General features: G+C 59.1%; 26 protein-coding genes and 1 pseudogene. 18 read left to right on the forward strand and 9 right to left on the reverse strand.

Translation table 11 applies throughout. The features are described from left to right. Positions 1-49 precede the first annotated feature (49 nt). From D3Y57_RS02815 to D3Y57_RS02825, 3 genes are read left to right on the forward strand one after another with little or no spacing between them, the layout of a single operon-like run. Entirely contained in the window at positions 50-1,102 is a 1,053-nt protein-coding gene (locus D3Y57_RS02815) for a LacI family DNA-binding transcriptional regulator (RefSeq protein ID WP_121151144.1), read from the forward strand. Positions 1,103-1,138: 36 nt separating this feature from the next. After that, on the forward strand, positions 1,139-2,056 hold the full coding sequence (locus D3Y57_RS02820) for an aldo/keto reductase (RefSeq protein WP_121151146.1): 918 nt from the start codon (positions 1,139-1,141) through the stop codon (positions 2,054-2,056). After that, positions 2,053-3,117 (forward strand): LLM class flavin-dependent oxidoreductase, encoded by a 1,065-nt coding sequence (locus D3Y57_RS02825; protein WP_121151148.1) that lies wholly within the window; start codon positions 2,053-2,055, stop codon positions 3,115-3,117. The genes D3Y57_RS02820 and D3Y57_RS02825 overlap by 4 nt, the downstream gene beginning before the upstream one ends. Before the next feature lie 808 nt (positions 3,118-3,925). Here D3Y57_RS02825 and D3Y57_RS02835 read toward each other — a convergent pair. Then, positions 3,926-4,150, reverse strand: a complete 225-nt coding sequence (locus tag D3Y57_RS02835; RefSeq protein WP_239025816.1) for a hypothetical protein — start codon at positions 4,148-4,150, stop codon at positions 3,926-3,928. A gap of 406 nt (positions 4,151-4,556) precedes the next feature. Between D3Y57_RS02835 and D3Y57_RS02845 the strand changes: the two genes are divergently transcribed. Next, the gene (locus tag D3Y57_RS02845) at positions 4,557-5,591 is read left to right on the forward strand and encodes an LLM class flavin-dependent oxidoreductase (RefSeq protein WP_121151154.1); all 1,035 of its coding nucleotides are present in this window, start codon (positions 4,557-4,559) and stop codon (positions 5,589-5,591) included. A 128-nt stretch (positions 5,592-5,719) separates the two neighbouring features. On the opposite strand, the gene D3Y57_RS20670 is transcribed toward D3Y57_RS02845, so the two are convergent. Further along, positions 5,720-6,025 carry a hypothetical protein gene (locus D3Y57_RS20670; RefSeq protein WP_239025805.1) on the reverse strand — a complete coding sequence of 102 codons (306 nt, stop codon included), beginning with the start codon at positions 6,023-6,025 and terminating at the stop codon, positions 5,720-5,722. Between the two features lie 50 nt (positions 6,026-6,075). Between D3Y57_RS20670 and D3Y57_RS20675 the strand changes: the two genes are divergently transcribed. The 8 genes and pseudogenes from D3Y57_RS20675 to D3Y57_RS02880 all read left to right on the forward strand — a co-directional run bounded on the left by D3Y57_RS20675 (position 6,076) and on the right by D3Y57_RS02880 (position 13,031). Beyond that, positions 6,076-6,342, forward strand: a complete 267-nt coding sequence (locus D3Y57_RS20675; protein ID WP_239025806.1) for a hypothetical protein — start codon at positions 6,076-6,078, stop codon at positions 6,340-6,342. Continuing rightward, positions 6,318-6,416: pseudogene (locus D3Y57_RS20680) on the forward strand (hypothetical protein); the annotation flags it as partial. The gene D3Y57_RS20675 and the pseudogene D3Y57_RS20680, both read left to right, overlap by 25 nt. A 261-nt stretch (positions 6,417-6,677) precedes the next feature. Further along, positions 6,678-7,322 carry a TetR/AcrR family transcriptional regulator gene (locus D3Y57_RS02855; protein ID WP_239025807.1) on the forward strand — a complete coding sequence of 215 codons (645 nt, stop codon included), beginning with the start codon at positions 6,678-6,680 and terminating at the stop codon, positions 7,320-7,322. A gap of 87 nt (positions 7,323-7,409) precedes the next feature. Continuing rightward, positions 7,410-8,225 (forward strand): TauD/TfdA dioxygenase family protein, encoded by an 816-nt coding sequence (locus D3Y57_RS02860; protein ID WP_121151158.1) that lies wholly within the window; start codon positions 7,410-7,412, stop codon positions 8,223-8,225. Continuing rightward, on the forward strand, positions 8,222-9,526 hold the full coding sequence (locus tag D3Y57_RS02865) for a spinster family MFS transporter (protein WP_121151160.1): 1,305 nt from the start codon (positions 8,222-8,224) through the stop codon (positions 9,524-9,526). Before D3Y57_RS02860 ends, D3Y57_RS02865 begins: the two co-directional genes overlap by 4 nt. A gap of 54 nt (positions 9,527-9,580) precedes the next feature. Continuing rightward, positions 9,581-10,678 carry a TonB-dependent receptor gene (locus tag D3Y57_RS02870; protein ID WP_162986907.1) on the forward strand — a complete coding sequence of 366 codons (1,098 nt, stop codon included), beginning with the start codon at positions 9,581-9,583 and terminating at the stop codon, positions 10,676-10,678. After that, complete coding sequence (locus D3Y57_RS02875; RefSeq protein WP_239025817.1) at positions 10,597-12,018, forward strand: TonB-dependent receptor; 1,422 nt, start codon at positions 10,597-10,599, stop codon at positions 12,016-12,018. The genes D3Y57_RS02870 and D3Y57_RS02875 overlap by 82 nt, the downstream gene beginning before the upstream one ends. Positions 12,019-12,227: 209 nt before the next feature. After that, entirely contained in the window at positions 12,228-13,031 is an 804-nt protein-coding gene (locus D3Y57_RS02880; RefSeq protein WP_121151167.1) for a transglutaminase family protein, read from the forward strand. A gap of 47 nt (positions 13,032-13,078) precedes the next feature. On the opposite strand, the gene D3Y57_RS21280 is transcribed toward D3Y57_RS02880, so the two are convergent. Next, positions 13,079-13,741 carry a cell wall hydrolase gene (locus D3Y57_RS21280; RefSeq protein WP_121151170.1) on the reverse strand — a complete coding sequence of 221 codons (663 nt, stop codon included), beginning with the start codon at positions 13,739-13,741 and terminating at the stop codon, positions 13,079-13,081. Between the two features lie 118 nt (positions 13,742-13,859). Further along, the gene (locus D3Y57_RS02890; protein WP_121151172.1) at positions 13,860-14,633 is read right to left on the reverse strand and encodes an isocitrate lyase/PEP mutase family protein; all 774 of its coding nucleotides are present in this window, start codon (positions 14,631-14,633) and stop codon (positions 13,860-13,862) included. 205 nt (positions 14,634-14,838) lie between these two features. On the opposite strand from D3Y57_RS02890, the gene D3Y57_RS19995 reads away from it, so the two are divergent. From D3Y57_RS19995 to D3Y57_RS02900, 3 genes are all read left to right on the forward strand, one after another. Further along, a complete protein-coding gene (locus D3Y57_RS19995; RefSeq protein ID WP_162986908.1) occupies positions 14,839-14,979 on the forward strand; it encodes a hypothetical protein in 141 nt (46 codons plus the stop codon). 15 nt (positions 14,980-14,994) lie between these two features. Further along, the gene (locus D3Y57_RS02895; RefSeq protein WP_121151174.1) at positions 14,995-15,405 is read left to right on the forward strand and encodes a lipocalin-like domain-containing protein; all 411 of its coding nucleotides are present in this window, start codon (positions 14,995-14,997) and stop codon (positions 15,403-15,405) included. Positions 15,406-15,532: 127 nt separating this feature from the next. Next, complete coding sequence (locus D3Y57_RS02900; RefSeq protein WP_121151176.1) at positions 15,533-15,925, forward strand: glycine zipper 2TM domain-containing protein; 393 nt, start codon at positions 15,533-15,535, stop codon at positions 15,923-15,925. A gap of 22 nt (positions 15,926-15,947) precedes the next feature. Here the strand turns inward: D3Y57_RS02900 and D3Y57_RS02905 are convergent, their stop codons facing one another. The 3 genes from D3Y57_RS02905 to D3Y57_RS02915 all read right to left on the reverse strand — a co-directional run bounded on the left by D3Y57_RS02905 (position 15,948) and on the right by D3Y57_RS02915 (position 19,043). Then, entirely contained in the window at positions 15,948-17,144 is a 1,197-nt protein-coding gene (locus D3Y57_RS02905) for an FAD-dependent oxidoreductase (protein ID WP_121152088.1), read from the reverse strand. A 202-nt stretch (positions 17,145-17,346) separates the two neighbouring features. After that, on the reverse strand, positions 17,347-18,120 hold the full coding sequence (locus D3Y57_RS02910; RefSeq protein WP_121151178.1) for an ABC transporter permease: 774 nt from the start codon (positions 18,118-18,120) through the stop codon (positions 17,347-17,349). Then, positions 18,117-19,043, reverse strand: coding sequence for an ABC transporter ATP-binding protein (locus D3Y57_RS02915; protein WP_121151180.1), 927 nt, complete (start codon positions 19,041-19,043; stop codon positions 18,117-18,119). The genes D3Y57_RS02910 and D3Y57_RS02915 overlap by 4 nt, the downstream gene beginning before the upstream one ends. A gap of 500 nt (positions 19,044-19,543) precedes the next feature. Between D3Y57_RS02915 and rsgA the strand changes: the two genes are divergently transcribed. Beyond that, positions 19,544-20,542 (forward strand): ribosome small subunit-dependent GTPase A, encoded by a 999-nt coding sequence (gene rsgA / locus D3Y57_RS02920; protein ID WP_121151182.1) that lies wholly within the window; start codon positions 19,544-19,546, stop codon positions 20,540-20,542. A gap of 53 nt (positions 20,543-20,595) precedes the next feature. Here rsgA and D3Y57_RS02925 read toward each other — a convergent pair whose 3' ends face one another. Continuing rightward, entirely contained in the window at positions 20,596-21,024 is a 429-nt protein-coding gene (locus D3Y57_RS02925) for a hypothetical protein (RefSeq protein ID WP_121151184.1), read from the reverse strand. 243 nt (positions 21,025-21,267) lie between these two features. Between D3Y57_RS02925 and D3Y57_RS02930 the strand changes: the two genes are divergently transcribed. Next, positions 21,268-22,902, forward strand: coding sequence for a Na+/H+ antiporter (locus D3Y57_RS02930; protein ID WP_205590049.1), 1,635 nt, complete (start codon positions 21,268-21,270; stop codon positions 22,900-22,902). A 75-nt stretch (positions 22,903-22,977) separates the two neighbouring features. On the opposite strand, the gene D3Y57_RS02935 is transcribed toward D3Y57_RS02930, so the two are convergent. After that, positions 22,978-23,319, reverse strand: a complete 342-nt coding sequence (locus D3Y57_RS02935) for a hypothetical protein (RefSeq protein WP_121151188.1) — start codon at positions 23,317-23,319, stop codon at positions 22,978-22,980. 120 nt (positions 23,320-23,439) lie between these two features. On the opposite strand from D3Y57_RS02935, the gene D3Y57_RS02940 reads away from it, so the two are divergent. Beyond that, the gene (locus D3Y57_RS02940) at positions 23,440-24,399 is read left to right on the forward strand and encodes a surface-adhesin E family protein (RefSeq protein ID WP_121151190.1); all 960 of its coding nucleotides are present in this window, start codon (positions 23,440-23,442) and stop codon (positions 24,397-24,399) included. Positions 24,400-24,431 lie beyond the last annotated feature (32 nt).

Genomic DNA, 24,431 nt, shown 5'->3' on the forward strand with positions numbered 1-24,431 from the left:
CTTGCACCTGCAACTGTTGCCTGCTTAAAACAGCGCCATAGGGGAAATTATGACGTCACGCACGACAATCAGCGACGTTGCGCGGGCGGCAGGCGTCTCGATCAAGACGGTCAGCCGGGTGCTGAACAAGGAACGCTATGTCCGGCCGGACACCCGCGAAAAGGTCGAAGCGGCCGTGGCGGCGCTGTCGTTCAGTCCCAGCCTGGCCGCTCGCTCGCTCGCAGGGAAACGCTCGTTTCAGATCGCACTGATCCACGACACCCACTCTCCCTATTACATCCATGCCATTCAAGAGGGGGTGTGGGCGCGCTGTCGTGAAGCCGGCGTGCGAATGCTGGCACAGCCTGTCGATATCGCCGCGCCCACACTGATTGCCGAAATCGCCGGACTGATCGACGAAACCCATGTCGACGGCATCATCCTGTCGCCGCCGATCAGCGATAGCTTGCTGGTGCTGCACGAACTCGAACGGCGCCGAATCCCTTTCGTGCGTATTTCCCCGGGTACCAATCACACCCTGACATCGTCGGTGTTCATGGACGACGTACAGGCGGCCGACGACATGACGACGCATCTGATCGACCTCGGCCACCGGGTCATCGGCTTCATCCAGGGCCATCCCAATCACATGGCCAGCGAGCAGCGCCTGTTCGGATATCGCCGGGCGCTCGACCGTGCGGGCGTCCCATACGAACCGGGTCTTGTTCATGCCGGCGCATTCGATTTTGCCAGCGGCGTTGCGGCCGCGCACTCGTTGCTTTCCTATCCACACCGTCCGACTGCGATCTTTGCCAGCAACGACGACATGGCGGCGGGCGTGCTGGCCGTAGCACATGGCAAGGGCATTGCGGTCCCGCGTGAGCTTTCGGTGGCAGGTTTCGACGACACCCCGCTTGCCCAACTGGTCTGGCCACCGCTGACCACGATCCGCCAGCCGACCCGCGAACTGGGCTGGGCGGCAGCCGCCCTGTTGTTCGAAAAGCGCGACGAACTGGAGCATCGCAGCCTGCCGCACGAACTCGTGGCACGAGCTAGTACGGCCAACCCGACTCAAACTTCAGCCCTTCGAGACTTGACCACCAAGCCTGTGTCGCGCAAATAAGACAGCGTTATCATAAACCCGAAAGACACGCCGCCCATGAGCGATCTGCCCGCCGTCCTTCCCGCACGCCAGCTAGGCAAAAGCGGCATTGTCGCTTCGACGATGGCATGGGGTATGTGGCGCTTTCAGGGCGACGACATCGCCGCTGCTCGCGCGCTGGTCGATGCGGCGTTCGAGGCCGGGATTACCCTGTTCGACACAGCCGACATCTATGGCTGCGACACGCCGGCTGGTTTCGGATCATCGGAGACGTTGCTCGGTCGCGTCTTTGCGGAAGACAAGAGCCTGCGCGAGCGGATGGTGCTGGCGACCAAGGGCGGCATCGTCCTTGGCGTCCCGTACGACCAGTCGCCCGCCTATATCGAAGCTGCGATCGACGCATCGCTGACACGGCTCGGCGTCGATCGGATCGACCTGTGGCAGATCCACCGGCCCGACGTCCTCGCACACCCGCAGGAAACGGCAGCTGCTCTCGAAAAAGCCTATGCCGCCGGAAAGATCGCTGCCGTCGGCGTGTCAAACTTCACCGTCGCGCAAACGCAGGCACTCGAAGCCTATCTGACCACGACCACGCTGCAGCTCTCCACGACACAGCCCGAATATTCGGCGCTTTGCCTCGATCCGCTGACTGACGGCACACTCGATCACGCGATGATGCAAAACCATGCGGTCATGGCATGGTCGCCACTCGGCGGGGGCAGGCTCGCCAGCCCGGAAACCCCGCGCGATGTTGCTGTGGCGGCGGCGCTCGACGAGGTTGCGAATGTTTGCCGCGTATCGCGCACGGCGGCGGCATTTGCGTGGATCATGGCGCACCCTGCCCATCCCATCCCGATCGTCGGTTCGCAGAATGTCGCGCGGATCAAAGAGTCGTCTGACGCTTACAAAGTCACATGGACGCGCGCTTCATGGTATAAAGTGCTCGTCGCGTCGCGTCAGGAACCCCTGCCATGACCAACCCTTGCGAAGTCTCGTGGTTTTCCGCGCTCTGCGATGACGACTACGAATTTCTCGGCCAGCCCGACCCGATGCTAGCATCCAGCTGGGAGCATTGCCGCGACATCGTCATGACGGCGGAAAGCGGTGGTTTCGACAATATCCTGCTGCCATCGGGCTATCAACTCGGCCTCGACACGACGGCGTTTACAGCGGCCATAGCGGCCCTGACCCACCGTATCCGCCTGCTGATGGCGATCCGTACCGGCGAAAGCTGGCCGCCGCAGCTCGCGCGCCAGATCGCAACGCTGGATCGGATCACTGGCGGTCGGATGACGATCAATATCATTTCGTCGGATTTGCCGGGCGACAAGCTCGCAAGCGCACCGCGCTATGCCCGCACGCTCGAAGTGATGCAGATACTGAAGACCTTACTCAACGGCGAGCATCTTTCGCATCGCGGCGAGCATTATACGATCGACATCGACCCACCGCGCCTCACCACGGTTTCCGGAAAATGCCCGCCGCTCTATTTCGGTGGCCTGTCCCAAGATGCACGCGAGGCGGCGGCACAGGGCTGCGACGTCTATTTGATGTGGCCCGACACCATGCCGGTCGTACGGGAGGTGATCGGCGACATGCGCGCGCGGGCAGCCAGGCACGGACGCACGCTGAAATTCGGATACCGCGCCCACGTCATCGTCCGCGACACCGAGGCCGAAGCGCGCGACTATGCAACGCGACTATTGTCCAAACTCGATGCGAAAACCGGCGATGATATCCGCGCCAGATCGCTCGACTCCACCAGCGTCGGCGTGACTCGCCAAGCCGAACTGCGAGCGGCTGCGAGCAGCGAGGGTTATGTCGAGGACAATCTGTGGACCGGCATCGGCCGCGCCCGCTCAGGCTGCGGTGCTGCTATTGTCGGGGACCCCGATCAGGTTCTGGCCAAACTTCGTGCCTATCAGGCAGAAGGGATAGAGGCGTTTATCCTGTCGGGATACCCCCATGCCGCCGAAGCCGATTTGTTCGCACGCCACGTCCTGCCCCACCTTGCACATGGCCCTTTGAAGCTTTGAAGCTTTTGGGGGTGACCGAGAAAAACAGAGTGAACGTCGGAATGTCTTACCGTCCAGCATTGGGATGACGCAGCCTCTGCGCGACGCGACGCCACGGTGCAATGTGCCGCGTAGCCGTCACGGAGGAGGGGCGGTCGTTTGATAAGACGCAGATGGTGCCTCGGCGATGGTAGTTGCGCTCTTAGCGCTGACGGCCATCAGCGATGCTACGCTGATAACGACGTTCCGTTCCAAGCATATGCTCATGATGCTTCAAAATGCTCAATCACTGCACGTCGAGGGACCGGATACAGTCTTCATGGTTCGGAGTGAAAAGCGGATACACAGTGATGGATACCGTTGCAGAGCGGCTGCCTGACCAAGTTTCGGTCCAAAAACTGTCAATCTCCTCCCGGCCAGTCAATCCGTTCCGATGTTTGATTGGAAGCCGCCATTCAAGGACGAACACTGGATGACGGCTTCGTCGCAATTGCCGGCATGCAGTGGAGCGGAGAGGCTACCGAATGAATGACCGGTTTGGAGATCGCCAATTTGCAACTAAAACGACGGAGATGGGCGCATAGCGGTCAGCCTACTCTGTTAGATTCTGCGCGGCGGCTTGCGACCCTTCCCAGACGCTCGAGAGTTAAATCTTGTCGCCGAGGAGCGGATTCGAACCCGGAGTGTCCACAAACTCAAGAAGTGGGGGCCTTGCACCAAATCACCTCATCCGGCTGCTGACAGCAACCATTGACTGTGTAAAAATGCTCAAGGATATCGACGGCACGTCCGAACAGCAGAGGCCATTAGTTCGGCCGCTGCGCCAATATTAAGCGGCCAACGACAACACATAGCCCGAAAGTTTGGACATTTTGGCAGCGATTTTGCCTGCCTTGGCCTTATCCACACCCGTCGCGTCGATGAACAGTTTCTGGACCGGTGCGCTGAACGCATTCGCGCTCTCGCGATCGGCAATCATCGCCGCGAGTTGATGCGCGGAAACATTCGTCCCATATGGGCCATTAGGAAAACAACAATCGCAGCGCATTGTCACAGCCAAAGCGCGAGCCCCCGCCTCCGCCCATGCACCCGCAACACCAGGTTTTCAATTACGAAGCCATCCAATAAGATGCGATGCGGCACCATCGATTATCCCCCTTGAGACCGGTGGCGAGGACGCTTGAAAAGCAACGCCTGCAGAATGCACCGGCGTTGCCCTTCGCCAGATCACACATCTTTGTCATGGCAACGTCCACAAACACGATAGCTTGACCATCAATCCATCCCTTCGTCCCTTTTCGATATGATTGAGAACAGGAACACCGGGTCATTCCGAAATAAGCCGCATTGATCGATCCCGACTGTACCAGCAATTTCAGCAATTACAGACCCGGCACCGCGTCCCTATATGACGTTTACCGCCAACCAGATGCCCGCGTCCTGCAGCGAAAGAAACTTTAGTGACCGCCTATTCCATCCTCGATCTCGTTCGGATCAGCCCGGAAACCGACGCGCGCAGCGCGATCGGCAATGCACGCGATCTGGCCGCGCATGCCGAAGACTGGGGCTATGAGCGCTTCTGGGTCGCCGAACATCATAATGCAGCGGGCATCGCCAGTGCGGCGACGTCAATTGTGCTCGGCCACATCGCCGCTGGCACGCGTCGCATCCGCGTCGGCGCGGGCGGCATCATGCTGCCCAATCACGCGCCATTGATTATCGCCGAGCAATTCGGGACCCTCGCCCAAATGTATCCCGGGCGCATTGATCTGGGCCTCGGTCGCGCACCCGGCACCGATCAGCTGACCGTGCGCGCGCTGCGCCGACCCGTGTCGGGCGTCGATTCATTTCCGCAGGACATCCTCGAACTCCAGGCCTATTTCAGCGACGAGGCTGCGACCCGTCAGATTCAGGCCGTGCCGGCCGCCGGGACCAACGTGCCCTTATGGATCCTTGGATCGAGCACCTACGGCGCGCAACTTGCCGCCGAGCTGGGCCTGCCTTACGCCTTTGCCTCACATTTCGCGCCCGACATGCTGCTCCCGGCGCTTCAGATTTATCGCAGCCGGTTCAAGCCATCCGCGCAGCTTGCCAAGCCGCATGCAACGGTCGGCATCAACATCGTCGCTGCCGACACGCAGGCAGACGCGCGCAGGCTGGCGACCACGCAACAAATGTCCTTCGTCGATCTGTTCCGTGGCGCGCGCGGCCTGAGCAAGCCGCCTATCGACGCGATCGACGACTATTGTTCGCCGCAGGAGCGGACACAGGCAGGCGGCATGCTAGCGCGATCGATCGTCGGCAATCCCGATGATGTGCAAAGCGGCATTATAGACCTGTTGCGCGACACAAGTGCCGACGAACTTATGATCGTGTCTGATGTCTATCATCATGAGCAGCGCCTCAGATCCTATGAAATCATCGCCTCGGTCATGCGCGCCTTAAACGGATCGCCCACAGGTGTTGCGACCGAGCGGTCATGTGCCGACGTCTGACGACACGGCGGCGTTGATATCCGCTGACGAGCACCGGTGCCCATGCGTTCATCAAGACGCTCACGCCAGCGATCTCCACTGCAAGCCAGGACACGGCCGGGACTCGACGACGAAGCATAGCGAAGAGTTCAAGCAGGAGGCGGTGCGTATCGCGCTGACCAGCGGGTTGCCGCGTGACCTGGTTGCGTCGGATTTATAACGGGCTTTGGACGTTGCGTTTCGGTGCTTTCAACCTCTCCAAGGTTCCCAATGGTAAGACGCTGGAAGGCGGCTTCGGCCAGTATCAACTCGACGCTGAGGTGGAGCATCGCCACCGGATCGCAGGCAGTTCGGCCGGTTCGATATGCGTTGGCGGTCGCTGCCATTTCCGGCGATGCGCCAGACACTGCGCTGGTTCGGTCGCGGCGAACGCGGGCCGGCGGCAGTCTCAACATTGAGCAGGCAGTGACTGTCAGTGTCAGTGTCAGTGTCAGTGTCAGTGTCAGTGTCCCGTGCCGGATGGGACGACGGTCAGGTCGAGCCTAACGATTTCACCGACATTGATCGCACTGCGCAGGCGGGCGTCGCGATTGGTATTGCCGCTGTCGTCAATGGTATCTCGAAGACACATGAACGCAATCTTGATGCCGGCGGCCTCGGCGTAATGGTCGGCGATGATCCGCTACCGCATCCAGGCACGGAAATGTTGGTGAAGTCTATTACCGCTGGAAACCGGCAAAGCCCCTCGACGTCACTCTCAACCATCAGCTGATCGGCAACCCCGGCTACAATCGTGATGGCCGACCGGCAAATGTTTTCGCCGTCCGTGTACACGGGCAATTCTGAGGTGACAAACCGATGTCACCGCGTCGCAATCGCGCGCCCATATGGTGGGTCGATGTTGCTCGCAGGTATCTGGTTGCTCGCCGTGCATGGAAGCCTGCTAGCCGCTCAATTCGTCCTGTAGCTCGGCATTCGCTGGCATTAGGGATAGGGATGGTGAGCGCATCCTGGCATCCTGGGGCCACCTCCTGTGAATATCTTTCAAGGAGCACTATTCCAGGCTCGGCCGCTACTCACGCGAGTATGTCTGTGCCAGAGAGAGCCATGGCAAAGGCAGCAAAATCGAATTCCACAAAACCAACGGCCGTGGCTCTGATCGAGGCGGCCGAGCGGATTTTTGCAGACCAGGGCGTAGAAAATGCGTCGCTTCGCCAGATCGCTACTGCTGCGGGGTCTGCGAACAGCTTTGCCGTTCAATATCACTTTGGCAGCCGGGAGGCGCTGGTCGATGCGATCTTCGAGCATAGACTGGTGGAGTTCGAAGGGCGGCGCGCCGAAATGCTGCGCGCGATCGAACCGTTCCAACGTGGGGATGTGCGGCGCTTGCTCGAAGTGATGTGTCGCCCGTTATTTGACCAGCGCGATGCGCAGGGGCGTCACAGCTATGCGAATTTCCTGTCGAGCCTCTACCGCACTTCGATGGGCCTCGAACGTCGCCTCAATGTTAGTCACAAGGCACCGGTGATGGGGCTTGTGGGGGATCGTTTGCGCGAAAGTCTGCCCGAACTCGATAATCGCGAATTCGCGCAACGCTCGCTACTTGGATTTCGCATGATGCTCGACGCAATCCTGTGTGTCGACGTTGGCACGGGACATTTTGAGGACGAAGCAGAAGCGCTCGACGAAGTGCTTACGCTGCTTGAAGCACTATTCCGGGCACGCGCGCGGAGAACATTGTCAGTCACTTGATCGATAATTTAAGACGCTTGCTCGAATCAAACGATTAAGCCATATTCCGCTCCTGACCAGGAAAACTGGCGAGAATTGGAGAGCGATATGGCTATCGAACGACTGACCCCGAACATCGGTGCATGCGTGAGCGGGCTGGACCTGGCCACCTTAGTCCCGGCTGATCGCCCGATGATCCGGGACTTGCTGGAACAGCATATGGTTTTGTTTTTCACGGGACAGTCGCTGACCCCTGCATCTTTCCGGTCGTTTGGTGAGGTTGTCGGCGATCTGGAGGTAACGCCCCTTTTACCCGGCCTCAGCGGCGATAATGATCCTATTCACATCGTAGAGGCGCCCCCCGGGGTCGAGCGCGGCCGCTTTGCCGACGCTTGGCATACCGATGTCCCCTTTCGCGAATGCCCCCCTTACGCAACCATTCTCAAGCCCGAATATTTACCGTCACTTGGTGGCGATACGTTGTGGGCGAGTATGTACGCCGCATACGAAATGATGTCAGAGCCCCTGCGTCGGCTCGCGGATTCGCTGGAGGTCGTGCAGGCAGTCGCAACACCGCGCGGCAAGTTTGAATTCACCCACCCTGTTGTCCGCGTGCATCCCATCACGGGCAGACGCGGACTCAACGTCAACAGCGTTTTCTCCCGGCGCATTGTCGATGTCAGCGTAATCGAAAGTGCGCGGCTGATTGAAATGTTTTGCACACTGGCAACCGTGCCTGATGTGCAGGTCCGCTATCGCTGGACGCCCGATACTGTGGCGATATGGGACAATCGTTTTACCCAGCATTATGCCACGTCTGACTATAATGAGCCGCGCCGGATGCAGCGTTTAACGGTGATCGGCGAGCCGGTCCTCGGCATCGGTAAACATCACGGGATAAAATCCACGGCCGCCGCAGCGTGACTGCCGGCCCTCGGTCGGCGGTGATCGATGTGCCAGCCCCCGGCATCGGTCGGCCGCGCGCTATCGCCCCGGCTTTGCTGATGGCGATGCTGGTCGCAGTCTATGTGCTGCACATGCTGGACCGGCAAATCATCGCCATTCTGCTGGAGCCGCTGCGCCGGGAGTTGGTCCTGAACGATGCGCAACTCGGCCTGCTGAGCGGCCTTGCTTACAGCGGCGCGGCGATTGTCACGGGCATCCCGCTTGGGATGTTGGCGGACCGGGTTTCGCGCAAAAAACTTTTGCTGTCGGCTTTGACGTTATGGAGCCTGTTAACTGCCGCCTGCGGTATGGCCGCATCCTATCCAATGTTGTTGCTTGCACGCATGGGCGTGGGCGCGGCCGAATCCGGAGCACCGCCTGCGTGCCTGTCTATGATTGGCGACGCATTCCCTGCGGAAAAGCGAGGGCGCGCGACGTCGGTTTTCTATGCATCAGGCGGCATCGGTACAATTCTCAGCTTCACGCTTGGCGCGTGGATCGCAACGACGTGGGGCTGGCGCTGGGCGTTTCTGGCGGCAGCGGTACCGGGACTCATACTGGCTGTCCTGCTGGCTATTTTCCTGGTCGAGCCTGCTCGCGAACAGCGAGCGCATACCGACCTGTCAGGCGACGACGCTGGTGTCCTCGCGACCCTGCGCCAGCAGCCTTTGCTGATCCTCCTGATCGCGGCGATGGCGCTGGGCACAGTTGGGCCGACCGCAATGGGCACCTGGGCATCATCCCTGCTTATCCGTGATCACGGCCTGTCGTTGCAAACAGCGGGATTGGTGGTTGCGATGTCTTCGGGCATCATCGGACCCCTGGGGCAACTTACGGGCGGCCTTTTCGGCGACCGACTGGCTGCGCGGGCACCTGGACGACAAATGCTCTTCGCGGCTGTCGGCAGCCTGATAGGCGCAGCAGTCGCCTCCGCAGGAATCCTGTCCGGAATCACCGCGTTTACGATCGCCGGACTGTGGTGCGGCGCATTCGGAATGATGTTCTGTATCGGGCCGAGCTATTCCTCCCTCATCACACTTGCACCGGTCGGACGCCGCGCCACGATCCTCGCGGTCACCACAGTCGTTGCAAATCTGGCTGCCTATGGCGGTGGCCCGGTGCTGGTTGGCATCGTGTCGGACGCCATCGGCGGCGCGCGATCGCTGACCCATGCCATACCGGTTGCGCTTATCGCCCCCGTGATCAGCGCGGGGCTGTTCGTGCTCATTGCCCGGCACATGGCGCGCACGGAGCGCCAAAGACTTGAGCCGCAGTTCTGAAAATCGAAACGACGAGCCGAGGTCCAACAGGACTCGTATATGGAGGGGAAAAAAATGACACGCACCACCAAAAGCTACCGTCATATTCACCGTGCACTGAAGACCGCGTTGCTGGCCGGGGCAGTTCTGACAGGAGCAGTTTCGAGCGCCGGAGCGCAGACCGCCCCGATTTCTAACGATGAATCGGCAGGATCGCTTGAAGAGATCATCGTCACCGCCCGAAAAGTTTCAGAAAATCTCCAGGACGTCCCGGTCGCGATTACGGCGTTCACGGGCGAGGCGCTAACCCAGCAAAACATCGTTCGTGTTGGCGACGCCGGCCGACTGGTGCCAAGCCTGTTATTACGCGAGGCCAGTTCGACCCCGACCGCGCTGGCGATTACTCTGCGTGGTCAGGTCCAGACCGACGTGCTGGCGACACTCGATCCATCGGTTGGCACCTATGTCGATGGTGTTTACTGGGCCCGCGCTTATGGTTTGAACGGCAGTCTTTTGGACATCTCCAGCCTTCAGGTACTCAAAGGGCCCCAGGGTACGCTGTTCGGTCGCAACACAACCGGCGGGGCATTGTTGATCGAAACATCCAATCCCGACCTCAACAAACTCACTGGAACACTGACCGCGACCTATGGCCGGTTTGATGAACGATCGGGGACCGCAATCCTCAACCTGCCTATTATTCCCGGCCGACTGGCTGTGCGCGGGGCGGTCGAGCACTCGTTGCGCGACGGCACCTCGACCGACCGTGTGACGGGCGCTGAATATAATGGGCGCGATAGCTGGACTGCGCGTGGAAAACTGCTGTTCCAGGCCACCGATAATCTTAGCGTTCTGCTGTCAGGAGAGTATTTCAATACTCACATTGACGGCCCGGAACGGCGAATGTTTTACGCGGTCCCTGCCGGGCTTGTACCACCTGCCATGACGTCTGCGACCGCTGCCGCCGCCATTGCCGGGGGTTCCCCGCCACCTATCCGGCGGTCGCCGCATCAGGAGCCACATTCGCGGGTGGAATTGGCAATTTACGAAACTATATTTCCAGCATTGCAGGCACGCCTAACGACGTTGCGCTGGACTCTGAGCCAAACACACAGGCGAAGACCTATACATATTCCGGCACGGCCAACCTCGACACCTTTTTTGGTGCCGTAAAATTCATCGGCGCCTATCGCCGGGTCTCCACATCGGCAGCACTCGACCTTGATGGTTCACCATTTGCGATCCAGCAAACGACCGGTCGCCAGAAGCTGCAACAATATTCGGGCGAGTTGCAAATTACCGGAAAGGCTTTTGCCAATGCCGTCGATTTTGCAGGCGGACTATTCTACTTTAACGAATCAGGGGTGGACGGATCGGTTGGACAGACCATCCCAACGCTCAACCCGCTGACCAATGTCTTCAACGGCACAATTTTCAACGATAGCATGGGGATATATGGTCAGGCGAACTGGCATTTAACTGACAAGCTGACCTTCACAGGTGGCCTGCGCTATTCGATCGACGACAAGGGGCTGACCACGCGCAATCAAACACTCAATCGCAATACCCTGGCCCGCGCGTGCCAGGTCGCGACATCTTCTCTGCTCAACGATTGTGCATTGACGCGCCATAACCAGTTCGCAGGGGTGTCGTACCTCGCTGGCCTCGATTATAAAATCGATGACGATGTCCTCGTCTATGTCAAAACGAGCAAGGGTTTCCGATCGGGCGGTCAAAACCTACGCGCGACGACTGAGGCATCGGCGCTACCATTCCGGCCAGAGATAGCGCTGGCGCAGGAGGTCGGCCTGAAAAGCGAATTGTTCGATCGCCGTATCCGCCTGAACCTTGCAGGCTATTACAGCACGGTTAAGGACATTCAGCGATCGACGCTCGTCGGATTTGCCGATGGAACCACCTCGACCATTCTCAGCAACGCCGGAAAGTTGCGTGTCTGGGGGTTGGAAGGTGAACTGACTGCGGAATTGCTCACTGGCTTCCGTATCGGAGCAACCGCGGCGCTCACGCGAGCGAAGTATCTGGAATACTCCGAAGTTCCCAATCGCACCGACCTGAACGGCGATCGCCGGGACGAGCGTATCGAAGGTGTGCCGCGACAGACCTTTTCGCTCACAACCACCTATCAGCGAGACATCGGCATCGGCGCGTTGCTGCTGCGCGGTGACTATAGCTGGACAGACGCATTTGCACTGCAGCCCTATTCTTCTTTCCTCGGCGATCCACAGGGCGTGACGATCGATCCGGCTACCGGCCGAACCGTCGCGCAGGAAATAATCAAAGCAACCACATCCCCGAAACAAGGTATTTTGAGCGGCCGCGTATCGCTGACGGTGTTGGACGGCGCTCTTGAAATTGCGATCTTTGGGCGCAATCTGACCAACGACCGCAGCCCGGTGACTGCACTCTACGTTCCCGGTATCAACTATGTGTCGGGCCAGTTGCGTGAACCACGCACCTTTGGGATCAGCGGAACCTTCCGCTTCGGTCAATGATGACGACCGTCGTTGTCCAGCGTGGTTAAGAGACGCGGACAGGCTCTATGCCGCGTTGATGAACTCCGGCGCCGGAATGCCGAACTTTCGTGAAAATTGGTAGGAGTGCGGCCATCTCGGTTATTCATCGCTTGGCTGTCGCTTCCATAAGCTGCCGTCCGTTTGGGGTTCCGCATTGCAAGATCCGGTACTAACCCCATCTCTGGACAATGGATGACCATCTGATCCGCCTCAGCCTCATCGAAGAGGGCGACATCGTCCTCGACGAGGCCGCTCTCTCGCTGGCACTGCTTGACCATTCGGGCACCCGGTTAGACCCATACTATGACCTGCTCGAGGCAATAGCGATCCGCCTCGATATCAGCGGAAACGGCGCGGCCACTTCTCGTGAGCGCGCCGATGCTCTGTCATCTGTGCTGGGGGACGAGTTCGGCTTTGCAGGTGACCAGAAGACCTATGATGACCCGGCGAATGCAGACCTGATTCGGGTCATTGACCGACGGCGGGGCCTGCCAGTGAGCCTGTCGATCCTTTACGTAGCCGCCGCGCGACGGCTCGGCTGGACAGCGAATGTGTTAGACGTACCCGGTCACGTTCTGGTCCTGATTGGAGATGAGACTGCTTCGGTGATCGTCGACCCTTTTCGCGGCGGCATTCTCGTAGAACCCGACCAACTCGCCTCCTTGCTATTAGCGTGGAGGAACGGCTCGGTGCCAGCCATCCGGCACGTGACGGCTATGCCGAACCGCGCGGTTCTGGTCAGGCTGCTGCTTAATCAGGCGACACGAGCAGAGGAGGTCGGCAAGGGGCGCCGTGCACTCGAATTATATGGACGCATGACCGTGATGGCGCCCGCTTATGGACATGCCTGGTGGGAGCGTGCGCAGCTTGAGCTCACCGACGGCGACGTGGTTGCGGCGAGGAACAGCCTGACATCCATGCTGGAGGTCACCCGAGAGCCCGAACTGCGCCGCCGGGTAGCGGACACACTCTCCGCACTTGCTGCGCCTTAGCTTGGCCGGAGCGGCAGAGCATTCCGCAAACATCGTAACCATCGCCGTCAATTGCGGACGTAGAAGAGATGGGAGCCAACCTGGGCCACCTTGGTAAGCGTGTCGCGCCAATAAGGAACCATCCAGTTGGCGTGGTAGTGCGTGGCGCCCCCCACGTCGGAGAAGACCTGGCCCGCGAGCGCGCCCCGTGCCGTTCGACGAGCGGAGGCCCAGCCGAGGTGCACCGGCCGCCGGGCGAAAGACTTGTCGCAGGTAAAGGAAAACTGGCACCCCGTGGTTCGCGCATTTCCCTGATAAACGACGCCGCAGATCGTGTCGGGGAAGCCGGGCGCACGGACCCGGTTGAGAATTACCTGGATCACCGCACTCTGTCCCCGTCGATCATCACCGGCCTCGTAGAGCGCGGCCGTCGCCAGGCATTCGGTTGCCTGTTCGCGTGCGGCCGGACCGCTTCGAAAGTGATAAGGGCTCGCACGAACCCGGCGGCGCGCCTGAATTGGCACGGCCGCGTTCGAAGCGCGCGCTTGCGCTGCCGTCATCCGCTTGGGCACGTTATGGTCCCTGGTCGTCAACTGCCAGTGGGTGAACGTACCCGCGACCAGGATGAGCGAGATGAGGCTGAGCAGCAGCCAGTGTTCAGAGACCGCATTACGTGAAGCCCCGGACGATCTCACGCGCCGGGTTAAATAGGTCGTACGTCGCTGCGCCATTGTCCCGCTATTTAGCTGATGCCGTCGTTCACAACAGCCTTTCTGACGCTCACTTGGAGAGAAACGACAGATCAGTCAGTCGAAGCTGTCCGGCAACAATGCGCTCCAAGATTGCCGTTCAGTGCGATCGCGCGGATTCCTGAAAGCCGTCATAATCTTTCAGCACCTTGGCAGCCTCGTCGAACGCCGTCCACGCCCCCTTGGCCAGGCTGCCGCCAACGCTGCACCGCCGGACCCCCAATTCGGCGAACGCGTGGATGCCCCCGTCATAGTCGTGCACGACCACGTTAACCGGCTTCGGCGAGACCGCCGCGACCAGTTCGGCAACCGCACCGCGATCGAGGATGAAGGGTACGAACAGGCAATCGGCACCGGCTTCAGCATAAGCGATCGCGCGGGTTATGCTCTCACCGACAGACATGCCCGGTACGCGAAAATTCTCGTTGCGACCGATCAACATCACGCTTGGATCAACCCGGTCGATGGCACCTCGAGCGGCGGCGATACGTTCGACTGCAAGATCATGCGCATACATCTCGCTGCCTGACCAATCTTCGATCGAGACACCGGCAACCCCGGTCTCCACAGCCATTGCGACGTTCACCGCAACCGCCGCCGGATCGTCCGCGAAGCCGTTCTCGAAATCGGCATTGACCGGCAGATCCGTCGCCTCGACGATCATCCGCAGATGCGCAAGCACCTCGTCGCGGCTCAGTTCGCCGTCGTTTTTCCCGGCCGCCCATGCCGCGCCCGCGCTGGTCGATGCGATCGCCTTGAAGCCGAGCCTGGTCAGGCGGACCGCGCTGCCCGCATCCCAGGCGTTAGGGATGATGAAGAAACCTTCTTCGTGCAGGCGCCGGAAGGTAACGCGCTTTTCGGCGATCGTTGACATACTCTTCTCTCCTGTGCCGCGACCCTATCGCTGATCACGCCGCCGAGGCCAGCGTAAAGAACTACCGCTCTTCGCGCCGAATGAACCGCTCGCGCTGGCTCAGAACAAAACTCTCGCGGCCGGGAGGGTCGGTCCTGATCCGTGCGCGCCCGTTCCTCGAACGCAGGCAATTTACAGGATCGATTTCGTAACGGATGACGCAAGTGTGCTGCGCGGCCTCGGTGTGCCAGCCGCCGAGGCCGACCTCATCGCCGCACAGGCCATGGCGCTTGTATTGACCGCCGCAAAAATGTTTACGGTCGCGTTGCGGCGTTGTGACAGCGCACAGCCTGATCGCCATTTGTGATGGAGAAGAGTACGCATGTTGGATCTGCTCGGTGCCTGGACGCTCCAGTCCAGCGTCAATTACCGCAACAATGTCGGCACGCCTACCTTTGGCGATCCGCCGGCGGGCCAGATCCAGTATACCACCGATGGCCGCATGTCGGCCGTTCTGATGGACCCGGCATGGGCGACGCGCGGCTCAACCGAGGCGGACTCCTTCACCGACTTCTTCGCCTATGCCGGCAGCTGGCGGCTCGACGGCGACAGGGTCAGTCACGCCATCGAATTCGCCAGTGCGCCCGCGCGGGTCGGCACCACCTTCGTGCGTACGCTGCGGGTAATCGATGCGGATCATATCGAACTGCAGACCGAACCCGAGGTCTCGAAATCAGGCGCGGTCTACGTCACACGGCTCGTCTGGCGGCGGTTCCGTTCGACCGCTGCCTGATCCGCCCCGACGCACAGCGACCTCGCCTTAAGACAAGGTGAAATGGTCCACGAAATGGCAACAGGGCGGTCCGATATTGAACCATTCGACCGTGCGCGCGTTAGTTACGTTTCTCAGGAGATGTATCATGAAATCCGAGTTGATCGTTGCGCTACTTTCATTGACCATCGTTACCCCGGCAATGATACCGACCCAGGCGGTCGCTCAACGTCAAAACGAGCGCAACGATCGTCAGTGGCAAGGCGATCGAAACAATGGCAATTGGGACCCTGCCGCCAGTTACAAGAACGGAAATTACCGCGAGCGACGATTGGGACGGAATGATCGCATCTACCGTGGTCGCGATGGCCGCGCCTATTGCAAACGCAGCGATGGGACAACGGGTTTGGTTATCGGTGCTGTTGGCGGCGGCTTGCTCGCCAATCTGATTGGCGGCGGTACGTTGGGTACGTTGGCGGGCGCAGGCGGAGGCGCACTTCTCGGCCGATCGGTTGATCGTGGTAACGTGAAATGCCGTTGATCGAGGCGCGCCAAATTTGAGCCTAGGTTGATCGGATATGCTCGCGGCGGATGCCGAGGCCAACGAGGCGCGCCGCCAGTCCGCGCAGAAAGCCGAAGCGGTCGAGCAGTCGTATTTGCCAAGGTGGAACAACCAGCTTGGCATCCGACCTGACAAGCGTGCTGAATATCGCGTCGTGCGCGACTTTTTGCATACGCTGGATCACCCGCGTCGGCAGCATCCGCCGCGCCTGAACGCTTGCCAGAAGCGGATCGACATCCTCCCCACGCGCCATCGGCCCAGCCAGAATATTTGCTGCTGCGACGGCATCCTGAACTGCCAGATTAATACCCACACCGCCCACTGGCGACATTGCATGTGCCGCATCCCCGATCGCCAGCAATCCCGGTGCATGCCAGCGTGTAAGCCGGTCTAATGCGACCGTCAGCAGTTTAATCTGATCCCAGGAAACAAGATCGTTTACCGCGAACGCAAGCACAGGAAGCAACAACGCAATCTCTACGCGGAAAGCGGCAAGACCGCGTGCCCGGACCGCTTCTGCTTGTCCTTTGACGAAAACATAGGCGCATTGCCAGTAATCGCCACGATCGATCTGGACGAACAGACGTCCAGCCTCGAACACACCCATCGTCTGGTTTTCATCCGTCTGGTTCTTGGACAAGCGGAACCAGAATACATCCATCGGCGCGCCAAGGTCTTCAATTGGCAACGCCGCTGCATCGCGAAGCACCGAGCGGCGTCCGTCGGCTGCCAATACGAGACGTGCATTCACACAGGTACCGTCGGACAGTATGACACCATCGATACGCCCTGCCCCATCGCGGCTCAGTTCCGTTGCCTCGGCGTTCAGGCGTAAACTAAAGTCAGGATATCGGGCGGCTTCTTTTGCAATGAAGTCCAGAAACTCCCACTGCGGCATTAGCGCGATAAAGCGGCTATCAACGGGCAATCGTGTGAAGTCGGCTGTGCGCATTATCCGGCCCGCGATACGAGCGGACAGGTGGGTCACCTTGTTATAGGGTCGCTCGAGCAAACGTTCGCGAAGCTCGAGTTCACGAAACAGCTCCAACGTCGAAGGATGTACCGTATCGCCACGAAAGTCGCGCAAAAAATCACCGTGCTTCTCAAGGACTGTTACCGGCACCCCCGCGCGAGCAAAGAGTAAGCCAGCCATCATCCCCGCAGGGCCCCCGCCAACGATGACCAAGGATGTGTGCATGACGAACGCCACCTCCATTTAACGAACACGATCACAACGCTACTGCTTATCATGAAACTGCTGCTCAACATCCCCTTACTGGAATTTCTCATCTTCTAGTCAGGTGTGCGCCCAATCAGGCGAAGGTCAATCGTGACCGGTAACAGCACTGCGGTCATCCGAAAGTGATTGAGAACGATCGCTGGATAACTGCTATGCTGACTTATGGTTTAAGCCGCCAACCGGTCCGGAATATCCACCACAGCAGGATTAAGCAGGCCGCCATGAAGCCGCCGGTAAATGCCAGGCTGGCCCCCACGCCGACATCGCCGATCCCATAGAAGCTCCAGCGGAAGCCGCTGACCAGATAGACGACGGGATTGAAAAGGCTGATTGTCCGCCATGGCTGGGGCAACATATCGATCGAATAAAACGCGCCGCCGAGGAAGGTAAGGGGTGTGACGAGCAGCGCGGGAATAATCGCCAGTTGCTCAAAATTCTTCGCCCAGATACCGATAATGAAACCGAAAAGGCTGAAGGTGATCGACGTCAGGACAAGGAACGCGGCCATCCAGACCGGATGCAGGATATGTAACTCGGTAAAGAAAGTCGCGGTTACGAGAATAATCAGGCCTATCGCCACCGATTTGGTCGCTGCGGCTCCGACATAAGCCGCGACCGTCTCGATTGCCGAAAGGGGTGCCGATAAAATCTCAAACACCGTTCCCGTGAATTTGGGGAAATAGATGCCAGCCGAAGCATTCGAGATGCTCTGGGTGAGTAGCGTTAGCATGATCAGGCCGGGCACGATAAACGCGCCATAACCCACACCTCCGACGTGCTGCATACGCGATCCGATCGCACCGCCGAAGACGATGAAATAGAGCGCGGTGGTAATCACCGGCGTGGCGATGCTTTGCCACACCGTCCGCACAGTCCGCGCCATCTCAGTACGATAGATTGCCCACATACCGTGGAAATTGAGACCGCTGGTCATGCGGCCCGCTCCACCAGTCCGACAAATATGTCTTCGAGCGAACTCCGGCTGGTATCGAGATCCTTGAAGTCGATGCCGAGTTCGCCGAGCCTGTGCAGCAAGCTGGGCATCCCTGTGTCCTTAACTTCGGCGTCGAAACTGTAAACCAGGTAGCAGCCCCCCCTCTCGAGCGAGAGTGACCAATCCGCAAGTTCGTTGGGGAGCGTGACCATCGGTTCCTGGAGTGCAAGTGTCAGACGCCGTTTACCCAGCTTACGCATGAGTGCGGCCTTTTCTTCGACGAGCAATATCTTTCCACCGTCGATAACGCCCACCCGATCGGCCATCTCCTCTGCCTCCTCGATATAATGGGTCGTCAGGACGATCGTGACGCCCTTATCGCGCAGCTTGCGCACGAGCGCCCACATGTCGCGGCGAAGATTAACATCGACGCCGGCGGTCGGCTCATCGAGGAACAAGAGGTCGGGTTCGTGGCTCAGTGCCTTGGCTATCATCACGCGCCGCTTCATCCCACCGGAAAGCTCGATAATCCGGCTCGCCCGTTTTTCCCAAAGCGACAGGTCGCGCAGGAGTTGCTCAATATAAGCAGGATTTGGCGCACGACCGAACAGACCGCGGCTAAAGCTCACGGTGTTCCACACGGTCTCGAAAATATCGACCGCAATCTCCTGAGGCACGAGACCGATTCTCTGCCGTGCCGCGCGAAAGTCCTTTGCGATGTCATGTCCGTCGACGGTGATCGTGCCCGACGTCATCGATACCGTGCCGCAAACAATGCTGATAAGCGTTGTTTTGCCCGCGCCGTTTGGACCCAACAATGCGAATATTTCCCCGCGCTCGATTGAAAGATCGACTTCATCAAGGGCTTTCAGGCCGGATTTATAATGTTTGCTGAGCGCTGAAATTGACAGGATCGATGGCATATTGATTCCTTCAGGCGTGAAACTGACAGCAATGCGCCAACAAATGCTCTCAGCCCGAAAGATAGGGCGGGCAATGAATTATACCAGCGACTTGGCCATCCCCAAAAAGCCGCACACCTCGCACAGCCGCTTCAGCAGCAACGGCCCTGCGCAGCCATTCAGTTGGCGAGCGGAAAGACTAGCGCCTTTGTTCATCGTTTTAATAAGAAGACCAACGACACGAAAAATTAGATAATCCCGTCATTAGAGTTGAGACATCCGAGCGGCTCCTCCCCTCAGTTGAGTGTCGTGAGCATCGAGGATGCTTGGCTTCAGGTCTACCAAGAGGCTAATGGACAATCTCGACGGCAAAGGCCAGGGGAACCCCGTGGCAGTCTGACCGCCGCATCGACCGTATATCGTCGCCTGCCTGTCGTGGGAGGCCATATCAGCCGAACCCGGCACGCACTCAACCTGGGGAAGACGGCATACTGGATCAAAAAAGGCGCTGCTAGACCCTTATGAAATTGACCAATGAAACATTGGAAGACCTCGGCTGGAAGGCCTATTTCAGCGAGCAGATCTCGGGCGACGAAGCACAGCGGTGCCATCCCGTCCGTGTGATGGCCGTCCATCGTGGCAAAATCGCCGTTTCAGGGGCGGGATCGCAGGGTTTGATCTCACCCCATATTCCCGGTGCCGGTCCGGCGGACGATCACCCAACGGTCGGCGACTGGCTCCTTATCGACGGCGTCACGCTGCAGCCCATACGCATCCTTAACCGGATCAACCTGTTCAAGCGGCGAGCACCGGGCGTTCGACGCAAAGAACAGATGCTCGCCGCCAATGTCGATACGCTGTTCATCGTCGCCTCGTGTAACCAGGATTTCAGCGTTGCGCGATTGGAGCGCTACCTGGTTCTGGCGCGTGAGGTGGGTGTGCATCCGGTGGTGGTTCTCACCAAGATCGACTTGACGGACACACCCGAAGTTTTCGCAGCGGCAGCACGCGCGATCGAGCCAGGATTGCTCGTGGAAACCGTCAACGGACGCGACCCCGCCAGTGTCGCCTGCATCGCCCCATGGTGTGGCAAGGGCGAAACCGTTGCTCTTCTCGGATCATCGGGAGTTGGGAAATCGACGCTCGTCAATACTTTGCGAGGTTCGGACAGCATCGACACTCAGGCGATACGCGCTGGCGACGCTACGGGGCGTCACACAACCACGGTGCGCGAGATGCATCGCCTCGACCGCGGTGGCTGGCTGCTTGATACGCCCGGCATGCGCGAATTGCAGTTGTTCGATGCGGCCACCGGCATAGCGGAGGTTTTCGACGACTTCGTATTGCTGGCGCAGGAGTGCCGGTTCTCAAATTGTGCGCATGGGGTCGAACCTGGCTGCGCCATCCGTGCGGCGATTGCGATTGGGGCGCTGACGTCGGCGCGCTTCGATCGCTGGCGCAAGCTGGCAGCCGAAGACAGCGTCAACGCCGCACAATTTGCGACGCGGCGGCCCCGATAGCGAGGCTTGGAGGAACGAGTTGAGCACCTCGGGCGAACATCACTTTGGTGGCCTTACAAGGGTTTCGTCCGCTGAGCGCCGGTGACTGTAGGTCCACATTTGGGAGAGATCGGCACAATGATCCCCATCATGATCCGCATTGAGCGCAGGGCGCAATCGAGCGCGGCAGCGATCCCATCGCTGCATACGAAGCAGACCGCAGTCCATTTCGTCCCGGTGAGCAAATCAAGCAGCAAATGTTCGTCTTCCGATATGATGTGATCTTTGCCGACGCAGAGCGATCGCCCTAACGCCGCTTCCGAAAACGCCATCAAACTATCGAAGCACGGTGCAAGCATCTCGCAGTCGTGATCGCGCAGGATCGCGATCAGGCTAGGTTGGAGAGAATAGCCTGCGTCACGGGCTTTGCGCCAGCAGCGCACGGCACCAAGGACGATAGCCGAAACGGCGAGACCTGTGGGTTGCGCAAACATATAGGCCATAGCTTGCTGTCTCCTGCGCCGTCGCTCATTCTCTTGTTGAGAACTATTCGCAACTGGCTATCGGATCGGCGCGCCAGATGCAATATGTAAGACATCGACAACGTCCAAGGCTTATGGTGTCGCCGGTCACCTCGGGAAACATGGCGCGGCAACGGCGATCCCGTGTTCAATTCTCGACACGGTTTTTTGAAATCGTGCTAGCAGACCTCACGCTTTCCAAATTGGTGTTGTAGGAGTTGAGTTCTGGAAACGGTGTCTATTGTCTTGATCCTGCTGCTGGCGGTTGTCATCAGCAGTGCTGTTTCGCGCATGCTACCGGTGTCGATCCCGACGCCGCTTGTGCAAATCGCCTTAGGCGCGCTGATCGGACTCGGCGTCAATCAGCGTGTGGAGCTTGATCCAGAGCTGTTCCTTCTCCTTTTCCTGCCGCCGCTGCTGTTTCTGGATGGCTGGCGAATACCCAAGGATGAATTGCTCAAGGATCTTTCAACAGTCGTCGAACTGGCGCTTGGCCTCGTTCTGTTGACGGTCGTGGGTATGGGCTTCCTGATCCACTGGATGATCCCGGCAATGCCGCTGGCAGTCGCATTTGCGCTTGCGGCGGTCATTTCGCCAACGGACCCGATCGCCGTTTCCGCAATCGCCGCACGTGTGCCGATCCCCAAACGGATGATGCATATTCTCGAAGGCGAATCCCTTCTGAACGACGCATCCGGGTTGGTCTGCCTGCGTTTCGCGATTGCTGCTGCCCTTACAGGCAGCTTTTCGGCCTCGCAGGCGGCGCTGAGCTTCCTGTGGATGGCGGTCATTGGAATCGGCGTGGGGGTTGTACTGACGCTGGTCGTCACGCGCGCCAAGGCCTGGGTTTCCGAGCGCTTCGGTGAGGAAACCGGATCGCAGATCCTGATCAGTCTGCTTATTCCATTCGGATCGTACCTGCTCGCCGAACATTTCCATGCTTCGGGGATTCTCGCTGCAGTGGCTGCGGGTGTGACGATGAGTTTTGCCGAAATATCACGACAGGCGCTCGCTATGACGCGGATGGGTCGTAATTCGGTGTGGGACACAATCCAGTTTGCCGCAAACGGGATCATCTTCGTCCTTCTCGGAGAGCAGCTCCCAGGGATACTTTCAGGCCTTGACGAGACGGTGCAGATGACCGGGCACGCCAACCCATGGTGGCTGGCCTTTTACGTCGGCGCGATCATGGTCGGGCTGGCTGTTCTTCGCTTCATCTGGGTCTGGGTGTCGCTGCGGATCACGTTGCTCCGTCAAGCGCAGAACGGAGCAACACCACCGAGAGCGCCGTGGCGTCTGGTGGCCACAATGTCGTTTGCCGGCGTGCGTGGTGCAATCACCTTGGCGGGTGTGCTCACGCTGCCGCTCGTAATGGGTGATGGAACGCCCTTTCCCGGTCGCGAGCTTGCCATATTTTTGGCCACCGGTGTGATATTGCTGTCGCTCGTGATGGCCAGCGTGGTGCTTCCAATATTGCTTTGTGATCTGAAGATGCCAGCCGAACCCTCAAAGCAAGCCGAGGAGAACAAGGCGCGGATTGCGGCCGCTGAAGCTGCGATCAAGGCGATTGAACGTGCCCAGCACGCACTGTCCAAAGGACGAAATGACGCCGACGTTTATGCAACGGCTGCGGTACGGATCATGGATGTGTACCGTGAGCGGATCGAAAATCGCAGCCTGAGCGATGAAGCGAATGGCGCGACGCTGCGAACCGATCTTATCGAGCGCGATCTGCGGATTGCGGCCATTACGGCGGAGCGAGAGGAAGTTTTCCGTTTGGCGAGAAATCGCAAAGTCGGTAGCGAAACAGCGAAGAAACTGGTGCGTGAACTCGATCTTCTCGAGGTTCGCTACAAATAATCAAGATAACGATTTAGGGCCGGCTATCGGGAAAATCCGGCCAGAGCGGTGCCGCGCCTCTGGCCATATCCAGCATTACATCGGGCGGTTGCGACGGGAGGCAATGACACCGCCGATTGTCAGAACGATACCGAGACCAAGCAGGAACATTGCCAGCGCGTTACCGCCGATTTCAGCGTTGTTCGCAGCGCTGATAGCACGGGCGGCAGTATTGGCATCGGTGGCGGTCATGGCAGTCGCGAAAGCTGCCTCGTCGCAGCGCTTCATCATTTCTGCGCCCTGATCACTCATCCGCTGCTGACATTGCGCTGTAACGGCCGGATCTGCTTTAGGTGGCCCACCAGTTAGGAGCATGACGACCGCCGATATAGTCATCACAATGCCAACGACGCTCAACACCAATGCATTCTTTTTCATGACACACTCACAATAACAAACTCCGGTTCCGAATACGGCGTTACAGTCGTCATAAGCAAATGCAGAATGTACTATTCCAATTCGCCACCTTTTCGTGCCCTCACGACAAAACGAGATCCCATGACCGCTCGCTCAAGCAAAATTATCGCGCTACCCCTTTTCATATTGGCGGCTACACCGGCAGCAGCATCGCCTTGGTGGTATGTCGATCGTGGCGTTAATCGCGTGCTGTTCATCGATGCCGGATCAATTGAGCGCGAGGGAAACATCGTCACCTATTCGTCGAAGAACGTCATTCGCGACGAAGCCGATGCTGCTGCGATGACAAGTGACTTCATGCGCGCCGACTGCGGCAAGCGGCAACTTGGTCGCCTCGGAATCCAGCGTTTTAGCCGTGACGACAAAGTGATCGACACCTCGACCAGCCGCACTGCCGAGATGATGGAGGTACCCGCTGAATCTCTAGGGGATGCGGAACTGCAATTTGTTTGCTCCGATGGGCGGGACCGAGAGAAACGAGGGCAGTTCGTGCTTGCAGTCGATGATGCTGCCTTCACGGACGCCTTGATCGGAGGCGCCCACAAGGATTTGTCACCGCGCGCCTTGCAGGAACGAATATTGGCCAATCCCAAATTTCAGGCGGTCCGCTCGTCGGCATCCAGACCAGCCAGCTTCGGCAGCATCCAGACCGTTAAAAAGGGCGACCCGATTGTCCCTCCCCGAGACTATGCGAAAGGTCCACAAACGCCGCTGGTCGCCGACTATAGTTCCATGGAAGTTGGCCGAATTTACGACATCGCCTATCAGGGGATAGAACACGGCCAGATACAGTTCGAGGTGCGCGGCTATTCGATTGATGACCTCGTTCACCCGGGTTCAGGTCAGATTATATCCTTTCCGCGTGGCGCAACGGCGGCAAATGTTCGCGATATCGCCATCGTCATCAAGGCCGCAACGGCCAACAGCCTTACTTATAGCGTGACAATCGACAAGGAAGCACCGCCCATTGTCGATGCCTGCATGCCCGATCACTGCGACGAAGAGAAAGCGACTATGGAAGCCGCAGACACTCCAAAATAACGTTATAAATAGTCGGTTATTCGAACCGCGCG

Source organism: Sphingomonas paeninsulae, assembly GCF_003660165.1.
In the GTDB taxonomy this organism is placed as follows: Bacteria; Pseudomonadota; Alphaproteobacteria; order Sphingomonadales; family Sphingomonadaceae; genus Sphingomonas_O; species Sphingomonas_O paeninsulae.